8 protein-coding genes and 1 pseudogene are annotated in these 11,301 nt (G+C 64.8%); 2 read left to right on the top strand and 7 right to left on the bottom strand.

Annotation, left to right across the window (positions count from 1 at the left end):
* Together B3397_RS14675 and B3397_RS14670 are read left to right on the top strand one after the other, a co-directional pair.
* Positions 1-1,000: S41 family peptidase (locus B3397_RS14675; RefSeq protein ID WP_296251321.1), on the top strand; the 1,000-nt coding region annotated here is incomplete at its 5' end.
* Position 1,001: 1 nt separating this feature from the next.
* On the top strand, positions 1,002-1,757 hold the full coding sequence (locus tag B3397_RS14670) for a divergent polysaccharide deacetylase family protein (RefSeq protein ID WP_296251320.1): 756 nt from the start codon (positions 1,002-1,004) through the stop codon (positions 1,755-1,757).
* Positions 1,758-1,823: 66 nt separating this feature from the next.
* Here the strand turns inward: B3397_RS14670 and B3397_RS14665 are convergent, their stop codons facing one another.
* From B3397_RS14665 to pilG, 7 genes and pseudogenes are all read right to left on the bottom strand, one after another.
* Entirely contained in the window at positions 1,824-2,582 is a 759-nt protein-coding gene (locus B3397_RS14665; protein WP_296251318.1) for a substrate-binding periplasmic protein, read from the bottom strand.
* A gap of 151 nt (positions 2,583-2,733) precedes the next feature.
* Complete coding sequence (locus B3397_RS14660) at positions 2,734-3,201, bottom strand: chemotaxis protein CheW (RefSeq protein ID WP_296251317.1); 468 nt, start codon at positions 3,199-3,201, stop codon at positions 2,734-2,736.
* A pseudogene (locus B3397_RS14655) lies at positions 3,194-7,519 on the bottom strand (Hpt domain-containing protein); the annotation flags it as partial. The pseudogene B3397_RS14655 and the gene B3397_RS14660, both read right to left, overlap by 8 nt.
* A 23-nt stretch (positions 7,520-7,542) precedes the next feature.
* Positions 7,543-9,606, bottom strand: a complete 2,064-nt coding sequence (locus B3397_RS14650; RefSeq protein ID WP_296251316.1) for a methyl-accepting chemotaxis protein — start codon at positions 9,604-9,606, stop codon at positions 7,543-7,545.
* A 58-nt stretch (positions 9,607-9,664) separates the two neighbouring features.
* Positions 9,665-10,204, bottom strand: a complete 540-nt coding sequence (locus B3397_RS14645; RefSeq protein WP_296251315.1) for a chemotaxis protein CheW — start codon at positions 10,202-10,204, stop codon at positions 9,665-9,667.
* Positions 10,205-10,215: 11 nt separating this feature from the next.
* On the bottom strand, positions 10,216-10,581 hold the full coding sequence (gene pilH, locus B3397_RS14640) for a twitching motility response regulator PilH (RefSeq protein ID WP_296251313.1): 366 nt from the start codon (positions 10,579-10,581) through the stop codon (positions 10,216-10,218).
* A gap of 52 nt (positions 10,582-10,633) precedes the next feature.
* Positions 10,634-11,023 (bottom strand): twitching motility response regulator PilG, encoded by a 390-nt coding sequence (gene pilG / locus B3397_RS14635; RefSeq protein WP_414704392.1) that lies wholly within the window; start codon positions 11,021-11,023, stop codon positions 10,634-10,636.
* Between the last annotated feature and the right edge of the window lie 278 nt (positions 11,024-11,301).

Here is an 11,301-nt window from a genome sequence, read left to right as displayed (position 1 = left end):
CGGCCTGGGCATCGAGGTCGGCAGCGAGAACGGCATGATCAAGGTGGTGTCGCCCATCGACGACACGCCGGCCTCCAAGGCCGGTATCGAGGCGGGCGACCTGATCGTCAAGATCAACAACCAGCCCACCCAGGGCTTGAGCATGACCGAAGCCGTCGACCTGATGCGCGGCAAGCTCGGCGAGAAGATCACCCTGACCTTGGTTCGCGATGGCGGCACGCCGTTCGACGTGACCCTGGCTCGGGCCACCATCCAGGTCAAGAGCGTCAAGGCGCAGCTGCTCGAGAGCGGCTACGGCTACGTGCGCATCACCCAGTTCCAGGTCAAGACCGGCGAGGAAGTCGGCAAGGCCCTGGCCAAGATGCGCAAGGACAACGGCGGCAAGCTCAAGGGCATCATCCTGGACTTGCGCAACAACCCAGGCGGCGTGCTGCAAAGCGCCGTGGAGGTGGCCGACCATTTCCTGACCAAGGGCTTGATCGTCTACACCAAGGGCCGTATCGCCAATTCCGAGCTGCGTTTCTCCGCCGACCCTGCCGATGCCAGCGAAGGAGTGCCATTGGTGGTGCTGATCAACGGCGGCAGCGCCTCGGCTTCGGAAATCGTCGCCGGCGCCCTGCAAGACCAGAAACGCGGCATCCTGATGGGCACCGACAGCTTCGGCAAAGGCTCGGTGCAAACCGTACTGCCGCTGAACAACGACCGCGCCCTGAAGATCACCACTGCGCTGTACTACACGCCCAACGGTCGCTCCATCCAGGCACAGGGCATCATCCCCGACGTCGAAGTACGCCAGGGCAAGGTGACCCGCGATGCCGACGTCGAAAGCTTCAAGGAAGCCGACCTGCAGGGGCACCTGGGCAATGGCAACGGCGGCGCTGACCGGCCCACCGGCAAGAAGGCTGTGGGCAGCAAGAAGGCCCGTCCGCAGGATGACGACTTCCAGTTGAGCCAGGCCCTGAGCTTGCTCAAAGGGCTGAGCGTGACCCGCGGCAACTGATATGTGGCGTGCTTTGCTGTTGACCTTGGGGCTGGTGGCCGCGAGCGTGGCCCAGGCCGCACCGGCCTACCTGACGCTGATCATCGACGACCTCGGCCAGTCCCCGGCCAGGGACAGCCGTACCCTGGCGCTGCCGGGGCCGGTGACGCTGGCGATCATGCCCGATACACCCCACGCCGCCGACTTTGCCCGCCAGGCTCACAAGGCCGGCAAGACGGTGATGGTGCACATGCCCATGGACCCGGCCACCGGGCCCTTCGCCTGGCGACCTGATCTGGCCCCAGCGGAACTGCAGAACCGCCTGCAAGCGGCGCTGCGTGCCGTGCCCTACGCCGCCGGGCTGAACAACCACGAAGGCAGCCGCATGACTTCCCAACCCGAGGCCATGGCCCTGTTGATGGGCGAGCTGCAGCAACACGGCATGTTCTTCGTCGACAGCCGCACCAGTGCTGCAACGGTGGCCGCCGCCAAGGCTCAGGCAATCGGCCTGGCGAGCCTGTCCCGGGACGTGTTCCTGGATGACACCCGTACCCCTGAGGCCATTGCCGGCCAGTTGCACAAAGCGGTGGCACTGGCGCGCAAGCAGGGAACGGTGGTGATCATCGGTCACCCCTACAGCGAGACCCTGGACGTGCTGGAACGGGAAATGCCCCGGCTCAAGGCTCAGGGGGTGGAGTGGATTCCAATTCGGCAGATGATCGGCGAGCGTGGCAATCGGGCCACCGAGGCCCATGGCAGGGGTGGGATTTACCGTTAAGCAGGAGCTGTTGAGCATGAACCGTTTAGCATGAACCGCTGAGCATGAAGAGTCCCGACCTGCCCGCTACAGGTACTCGGCAAACACCTTGTCCACGACCCCCTCCTTACGCATCTCGTCCAACGCCTGTTGCAGGCGTTTGACTACCTCATCCGGGGTGTCCTTGTTCAGGGCCAGAAACAGCTCCGCACTGTTGAAGCGCAGTACGGTCTTGAGCCCTGCCACGCCTTCGAGCCGCGCCAGATACCGCCCTGCCGGATCACCCGTGGCCCATAGGTCGATCAGCCCTTCCTGCAACTTGTGGGCGTTTTCCTGATCACGCAGCGCGATGACCGGGTTCATGCCCTCGGTGGTCAAGGTCTGTTCGATGGCGTCGCCCTTGTAGGCGCCGATCCTGTAGGGTCGGGCCTGTTCCAGGTTTTCCAGGGTAATGGTGCTGTCGGCCCGCGCCAGCAGAATCCAGTCGTCCGGCCCCAGCGGCCCGACCCATTTGAAGGCCTGCTCGCGCTCGGGCAACCGGGCCGTCACGAAGACCCCGTAGCCCGGGTTGTTCAAGGCCAGCTTGTAGATGCGATCCCAGGGGAAGCGCAGCGTCATGCTGTAGGGAATATCGGCGCGCTTGAACATCTCGCGCACCAGATCGGCGGCGATACCCTTGATGTTGTCCTGCTGGGCGAAGTTCTTGCCATTGGTGGCCATGTTGTAGGGCGGAAAGTTTTCCGTCAGCAGCACCATCGAATAGCCTGCCGGGATCTCTGCGCGCACGGCGGTGCCGCTCAGCAATGTGAGTGCGGCGAGGCAGGCGAAAAGGCTGCGTTTGAGCATTGGAAGGCCCTGGTGTCGGTGGCGTGGATCAGAGTGCCGGGCGGGGAGCGGAGTGTAAAGGTCAAATAGCTATGTGCCAGTAGGGTTGGTTTGGGATTTGGGGTGGATGGTCCCCTCACCCCAGCCCTCTCCCTGGGGGAGAGGGAGCCATTTACCGCAGATCCCCGCGCCATTCGCCCACCACTTCCTCCAATGCCACCAGATCCGGGACCCGCGCCACCGTGTCGCCGATCTGCACCGCCGCCAGCTCCAGCGGCTTGAGCGGCACATCGACATAGCTCAACTGGCTGTCCACCTTGCACGAGCGCGGCACGCCCTGGATCAGCACCGCCATGAAGCGCACCGCCGACGCACCCAGCGCATTGAGCACCACGATGCGTGCCCGCTCGCCGATCACCGCTTCGCCGCCGCTGGCCGCCTCGAAGCTGATCAACGGCAGCTGTAGATTGCGCCACTCGATCATCCCCAGGTGCCAGCGCGGTGCGCCGAGCACCGGCTCGCCGGGCAGGTAGTCAATCAGCTCGGCCACGGCGACATTGGGCAGCAACAAGGTGCGCTCGGCCAAGGGCAGTAGCAGCGCCGTCAGGCTGTCGCGGCGACCGATGGCGCGATCAAGCATGCTGGCGGCTCCAGTGGGCAATACAGGCCAGCAGATGGCTTTCCTGATAGGGCTTGCCCAGGTATTCGTTGACGCCAATGGCCATCGCCCGCTCCCGGTGCTTCTGACCGGTACGTGAGGTAATCATGATGATGGGCAGGTCTTTGAGCGTAGGGTGATGGCGCACCTGGGTTGCCACCTCGAAGCCGTCCATGCGCGGCATTTCGATGTCCAGCAGCATGACATCGGGACTGTGCTCCTGGAGCAGCGTCATGGCGTCGACCCCGTCCTTGGCCGTCAGCACCTGCATGCCGTGGCGCTCCAGCAGCCGGCTGGTGACCTTGCGCACGGTGACCGAATCGTCCACCACCAACACCTGCAGGCGTCGGGCGGGCGCGGCGGCGCGGTGGTGGAGCACACTTCGCTGCGGTTGGGTCTGCGCCGCGCGCAGCTGGGCCAGCAGATCGAGGATCAACACCACCCGCCCATCACCCAGAATGGTCGCGCCACTGAGTCCGGGGACGGCAGCGAACTGCGGCCCCAGCCCCTTGACCACGATTTCCCGCGAGCCCGCCAGGGCATCCACCTGCACCGCCACCTGCTGGTCGAACGCGCGCACCAGCAACACCGGCAGCGGCACCATCTGGCCGACCAGCGACGGCGACGGCGTGCCGTGCAGCAGCGTGGCCAGGTAACGCAGATCGTAGACCCGGCCAGCATAGCCATAGCGCGGTGGATCGGACTGGTAAGCGTCCTGCAGCTCGCCAGGCATGACCCGCACGATCCCTTCGATGCTGTTGAGCGGGATGGCATACTGATCGTCGCCACACTGGACCATCAAGGCGCGGTTGACCGACACCGTGAACGGCAGGCGGATCTGGAAACGCGCCCCCTGGCCAGGGCGCGAATCGATGCTCATGGCCCCGCCCAGCTGCTTGACCTCTTCGTGGACCACATCCATGCCCAGCCCGCGCCCGGAGATCTGGGTGATCTTGGTCGCGGTGGAGAACCCCGGCTGCAGGATGAACTGCAAGACGTCGTGATCGCTCATGTCGCTGGCAGGGTCCAACAGGCCGCGCTTGATCGCTTTGGCGCGAACCGCTTCGAGCGGCACACCCGCGCCGTCATCGCTCATTTCGATCACGATGTCGCCACCCTGATGCAGCAAGGCCAGACGAATGTGCCCCTGGGCCGGCTTGCCAGCGGCCAGGCGCGCTTCGACCGGCTCCAGGCCATGGTCCACGGCGTTGCGCAGCATGTGCTCGAGCGGCGCGATCATGCGCTCCAGCACACTGCGGTCCATTTCGCCTTGCGCCTCACTGACCTCGAACTCGACCTCCTTGCCCAGCTCCTCGGCGACCTGTCGCACCACCCGCTGCAGACGCGGCAGCAGCCGCTCGAAAGGCACCATGCGGGTACGCATCAGGCCTTCCTGCAGTTCGGTATTGACCCGCGCCTGCTGCTGCAGCAGGGTCTGGGCCTCGAGATTGCGACCGGCCAGGGTTTCTTTCAGGTCCAGCAGGTCGGAGGCCGATTCGAACAGCGCTCGCGAGAGTTGTTGCAGCTGGGAATGGCGATCCATTTCCAGTGGGTCGAAATCTTCGTAGCCGTGGCCATCTACCTGTTGCCGGCTGAGAATCCGACTCTGGGTTTCGGTGTCCAGGCGACGCAACTGGTCGCGCATGCGCTCGATGGTGATCTCCATCTCCTGCAACGCCGCCTGGGCATCGTTGACCTGCTGTTCGATACGCCCGCGAAAGATCGAGGTTTCCCCCGCCAGGTTGCCCAGGTCATCGAGCAGTTCGGCCGCGACCTTGACCACATCCACCGGGCCCCGCTCCACCGCACCCGGTTCGACGGCCACCTTGGGCGGCGCGGCAGGGGCGCTGGGCTCGGCCGTCTGGGCGAAGTCGTGAATGGCCGCGATGAGCTTGCCTGCCGCGGGCAGCGCAGTGCCCGAGCGCACGGCATCGAGCATCTGCGCCAGGCGGTCGTGACCTTTCTGCAGTAGCCCGAACAACTTGATCGATGCTTGCAGCTGGCCGGCCGACAGCTGGGCGTAGACCGACTCCAGTTCGTGGGCCAGATCCCCCAGAGGGCCGACCTCGACCATGCGTGCACCGCCCTTGAGGGTATGCAGGTCGCGCAGCAGGTTTTCCACTTCCAGGCTGTTGTCGGGCTCGGCTTGCCAGCGCAGCAGTGCCGCGCCCGCGCTTTCGACGATGTCCAGGCCTTCCTCGATGAAGATATCCAGCAGCTCGGTATCGGGCGTGCCTTCGGCATCCGCGGGCGCGGGCAGCGGCTCGCTCTGGCGCAAGCCGTTGAGCAGATCGATCAGCGAGTCGGCGGCGGTCAGCGGCTGGCGCTGCTGCAACTGCTCGAGCATGAGCCGCAGATGCGCATGGCTGCGCACCAGGGCTTGCTCCAGCTCACTGCAATGCTGCAAGCGGCGTTGCACCAGGGCTTCATAGACGGCCTCCAGGGCATGGGCCAATTCGGCAATGGCGTCCATCCCGGACATCCGTGCGCCCCCTTTGAGGGTGTGCAAGTCGCGCTGCAGCGACTGCAACGGTGCAGCGCTGTCGGGGTCGACGAGCCAGCGTTGCAGGGTCTGCGCGGCCAGGTCGAGGATATCCGCCGCCTCGTCGAGAAACAGCTCTACCAGGTCATCGTCAACACTGGGTTCGGCCGCGCTGGCGCTGACCGCGCCAAGTTCGATGACCCCGCTGCCATCGCGCTGTACCACGCCCGTGGCCTGCGGATCGAGGCCACCTTCCACGCGTTTGCGCAAAGCCTGTACCCGCTGCGGCTGAGCTTGCACCTGCTGACCCGCGGCAAGCTGGTCGAGCATGCCGAGCAGCGCTTCCTGGGCCTGATCGGCCTCGGCGAAAAAACCCGCGTCCACGGCCAGGCTGCTTTCCTCTGCCGCGCCGTACAGGTCCAGCAAGGCTTCGCACAGTTCGTCCACTGCGGTCAGGTCGGCCAGGTGGGCGCCCTCGCCCAAGGTCGTCAGGCCATCGAGCAACGCGGTCAGCTCGTGGCGTTCGCCAGGATGCTGCTGCCAGCGTTGCAGCAGCGACTCGCACTCGAGCAGGATGTCCATGGCCTCGGCCAGGAAGCGCTCGATCACCCGCGGATCGCGTCCGCGCACCTGCGGGTTACCATGCTCGCGTGCAGACTCGAGCCGCGCAGCGGTGCGTTGCTGCAATTGCTCGATCAGCGCCGGCGCGCCGGCAATCGGTGAGAAGGGGTCCTGGGGCAACTGCTGCAACTTGCTGCGCATCAGGTACTCGGCATCGCTCAACAGCGCCAGATCGACCGGTTCCAGGGGCACCTGATGAGCCCGCAGCTCACGCGCCATGAAATCCATGGCCGTCGCCAGCTCGGCCACCGGCAAGACCCCGGCGACCAATGCGCTGCCCTTGAGCGTATGCAGGGCGCGCTGCAGTTCGTCGCTGATGGGCAAGCCCTGCTGATTGTCGTCCAGGGCCAGAAAACGGTTGAGGCTGGTGAGGTGGTTCAAGGCTTCGTTATGGAAGATTTCCAGCAGCTGCGGGTCAAGCTCCGCGACCACTTCCGGTTTGACCGACACCTTGGCTGGCGTGGCGGCCTCTGCCAGGCGGTAGCCCAGCGCCGCCAGGCCCGCCTCGGCCACATCCAGCACGCGCTCGGCCGGGGTCTGCGGGTCGTCGCTGAGGCGCTCCAGATAGTACTCGATGGCGGTGATGGCCTCGGCCAACTGATCCAGTTGCGCGCTGTCCGGGTGGGCGACGTCGCTGAGCAGCTGCGCCTGTACATAGTCCTCGCAGCATTGCACCAGCGCCGCCGCGCGCTCCAGCACCAACATGGCCAGGGCACCGCGCAACTGCGTCAACAAGGGTGGCAGGCCTTGCAGGCGCTGGCGCTCCCAGTGGCTGTCGGCATAGTCCACCAGCATGTCCCGGGCCTGCTGCAAGCCAAAGCGGGTTTCCTTGATGACCAGGCGGTGGATCTGCTTGAGATCGGTGGTGGGCAGGCGGTCTTCCTCGAGCTCGGCTGGTTCGGCGGGGCCGACCATCCCCGCCAGCGTGGCCTCGACGTAGAGCAAGGCACCGGCCACGTCCATCAGCACGGCATCGTTGGCTTCGCGCGCGCCCTGCACCAGGCCCTGGACCACCAGCAGCTGGTCGATGATGACCTTGCGCGGCTGGCCGAAACCGAGCACCGCCAAGGTATCGGCGATCTGCCGCAGCGGTGCCAGCAGGCTGGCCAGTTCGTCGGCGTGCTGACGATCACCGCGCACGAAGCGGTCGAGGTTGTCCTTGACCCGCACCAGCTCTTCGCACAAGGCGCTGAGGACGTAGTCGTGACGGTCGGCCATGGTCACTCCGGGGCTTTCTCTGTGGTAACGCTGGCGGCGGGCAAGGTAAAGCCCGATACCGAGCGGCGCATCTCACTGGCCATCTGCGCCAGGTTGCCGATGCTCTCGGCGGTGTTGGCGGAGCCTGAAGACGTCTGCTCGGTGATCTGCTGGATCACCGACATGGTATGCGAGATCTGTCCGGCCGAACTGGTCTGCTGCTGGGCCGCATTGGAAATGCTCTGAATCAATGCGGCCAGGTCCTGGGACACGCCTTCGATCTCTTCCAGTGCAATACCGGCATCGTGGGCCAGGCGAGCGCCGCGCACCACCTCGAAGGTGGTCTGCTCCATGGAAATCACCGCCTCGTTGGTATCGGCCTGGATCGCCCGCACCAGCATCTCGATCTGCCGGGTCGCCGAGGAAGAGCGCTCGGCCAGCCGCTGCACCTCGTCGGCCACCACGGCAAACCCGCGCCCCGCTTCACCGGCCATGGAAGCCTGGATCGCGGCGTTGAGGGCGAGGATATTGGTCTGGTCGGCAATGTCGTCGATCAGGCTGACGATGTCGCCGATTTCCTGGGACGACTCGCCCAGGCGCTTGATGCGCTTGGCGGTGTCCTGGATCTGCTCGCGAATGTTGTCCATGCCATGGATGGTGTTGTGCACCACCTCACTACCCTTGTTGGCGATGGTCACCGAGCGCTCCGCCACCTTGGCCGACTCCCAGGCATTGGTGGACACCTGGTCGATGGACTGGGCCATGTCGCTGATCGCCACCGACGCGTCGCTGATCTGCTGCGCCTGATGCTCCGAGGCCCGGGCCAGCTGCTTGGCCGTGGCCTGGGTTTCCTGCACGGCGGTCGCCACTTCCTCGGCGGTGAGGTTGATGGTGGCTACCAGTTCGCGCAGTTGGTCGATGGAATAGTTGATGGAGTCGGCGATGGTGCCGGTGAACTCTTCAGTGACCGAGGCGGTGACAGTGAGGTCGCCGTCGGCCAGGTCGCCGATCTCGTCGAGCAGACGCATGATCGCGGCCTGGTTGCGCTCGTTCTTCTGCGCGGTTTCACGCAGTTGGCGCTTGGTCTCGCGAACCATGACCAGGGCAATGAGGATGATCGACGCCAGCGCGGCCAGGCCCAGGACATAGCCGCCAATGGTATCCAGCGAGCGGCCGTTGGCCAGGTTCTCGAAACCGCTGGCCAGGCGCGACGCCTCCTCGAGCAGGGTCTGCGACTGATTGAAGATGGTGCTGGCCGACTCGCGGACCTGGAACAGTTCGGGTGAGGTTTCCAGAATTTCGTCCACCGAACCGGACACGAACTGGAACAGCTCGGCGATTTCGCGCAGGCGGGCCTGGGCGTCCGGGTCCTGCACCTGGGTGACGCGAATGGCCGGGTCGCCCTCCAGCATGCCGTTAAGCACCTGGCCGAAGCGGTTGGCGTCGCGGCCGAAACTTTCGGCGGCTTGAGCGGCGGTGTCATCGCCGGAAAGCACGGTGTTCACCGAACCCAGAATGCGTTCGGCAAGCAGCGACTGACGCTGCGCCACTGCGACCTGGCTGGCCGGGGCGCCACCGCGCAACAGCGTGTCCACGACCTTTTCATACTCGACCTGCAATTGCGGCACGGTCTCGGCCAGGGTCGCGGCCACCTGATGCAGCGACAGCACGGTCTGCTCGCTGGCCAGGATCACATCACTGTTCTTGCGCAGGCCGTCCCAGTCGCGCTGCACGCTGCGCATCTGTTCGCGCATGGCCGGCGGCGCCGCTGGCAAACCCGTCGCCGAGTCGCCGACCTTGAGAAACTCCCAGCGTCGGTCGAAGTCGTTGCGTGCATCGGCCAGCAAGCGGAACGCCGCGGCCTTGCCGGCGGCAGCCTCGGTGGCGTTCTTGGCGATGCGCTGCGACAACACCCGCAACTCGCCGGCATGACCGATGTACTGCTTGTCGTAGTTGGACTGCGTGTTGAGGTAGGCGAAGTTGGCGAACAGCAGCATGATGAACACGATCAGCGCCACGAACAGCCCGGCAATCTGCGCCCCGGCCTTCGAGCCCTGCATGGTATTGCCCGACAAACCCTTGATCATTGCGCAGGCCCCCGCCTGTAAAGCCCGTTGCTTGGAATGGTTGATTGAGTATGCGTGTTCAGCGCGCGACATCCATGAATACCGTGGCCTGTACCAGACTGGCCGGGCTGAACACGCACCAGGCGTGCTCGCGGGCAAAATGGCCTTGCACGAACGGTGCGATCGTCGGGTCCAGGCCGCCGGGCAGACTGAGGTCGTGATTGACCAGGCCGAAGTGCTGCAGGCCCACCACCTCGTCCACCAGCAAGCCGACGAACATGTCCGGCCGGTCCACCACCAGCACCCGCCGCTGCTTGCGCAGCGAGGTCAGTTCATGGCCGAAGAATGCACACAGGTCGATCACCGGCAGCAGCCTGCCGCGCAGGTTGGCCACGCCCACGACCCAGTGCTTCACGCCCGGCAGGCGGGTGCTGCGCGGTTGTGGCAGGACTTCGGCCACCTCGCCCATGGGCGCCACGTACCAGTGCCCGGCCAGGCGAAAGCCGATGCCGCTCCAGGTCTGCAGGCGCGACTCCTGGGACGGCAATTCGGCCGCCAGCAAGCGGCAGCGCTGGTCGATGTCCAGCAGCAGATCGAAGGCGGTGCGCGACTCGACCATGACCTGGGCGATCAGCCAGCCAACACGGCATTGAGGGTCTTGATCAGGGTGTCTTCGTCCACCGGCTTGGTCAGGTAGTCCCTGGCGCCCTGGCGTGTGCCCCAGACCTTGTCGGTTTCCTGATCCTTGGTGGTGATGATGATCACGGGGATGGCGTTGGTGTCGGCGTCCTTGCTCAACTGGCGGGTGGCCTGGAAACCGTTGAGGCCCGGCATGACGATGTCCATGAGTACGGCGTCGGGCTTCTCCTGGCGGGCCAGGGCGACGCCATCGCCGCCGTTTTCGGCCTTGAGCACTTCATGGCCGTGTTTTTCCAGCATGCCGGTGAGTTTGTACATTTCCGTCGGCGAGTCGTCGACGATCAGGATTCGAGCCATGCTGTTCCCCATGCGGTATGGACCCTGGCCGCGCCAGGGACGGGTGCGTATGTCACGCTGCAAAACCTGGCACGTGGGCCCGGATCGCGGCAAGCAGCTCTTCCTTGCTGAAAGGCTTGGTTAAAAATTGATCAGACCCGACGATGCGGCCCTTGGCCTTGTCGAACAGACCGTCGCGCGATGACAACATCACCACCGGGGTCGCCTTGAAGGCACTGTGGTTCTTCACCAGCGCGCAGGTCTGGTAGCCGTCCAGGCGCGGCATCATGATATCAACGAAGATGATGTCGGGACGATTATCGGCGATCTTGGCCAACGCATCGAACCCATCGACCGCAGTGATGACCTCGCAGCCCAGCGTATCGAGCAGCATCTGGGCCGTGCGCCGAATCGTCTTGGAGTCGTCGATGACCATGATCTTGAAGGCTTCGGGCTTTTCCATGATGGCTCTGGTGTGGGCTGGCGGGTACCAATACGAGAAATCTGTTGCTTGAGCGGGCCCCTTCGCGGCTGTATGCAGCTCCTCCATCGACTCACGCCTCCTGTTAGAGCGGCTTGAAGTCGCGAAGGCGTTGGCACGGTCCATATCATTGTTCGAGTCTTTTTAGTTCATTCTCCCGTACCGTTCCATAAACCTCTGACCCTTGACTTGCTGACTTCGTGGCGCCTCCCTGACGCCTCTTTCTACTGTCCATTTTCTAACGCCTCGTTCAGCCTACC

It is taken from the genome of Pseudomonas sp. UBA4194 (assembly GCF_002379585.1).
GTDB lineage: Bacteria > Pseudomonadota > Gammaproteobacteria > Pseudomonadales > Pseudomonadaceae > Aquipseudomonas.
Note: the sequence above shows the minus strand (reverse complement) of the source record. Positions and strands in the feature narration are given on the sequence as shown.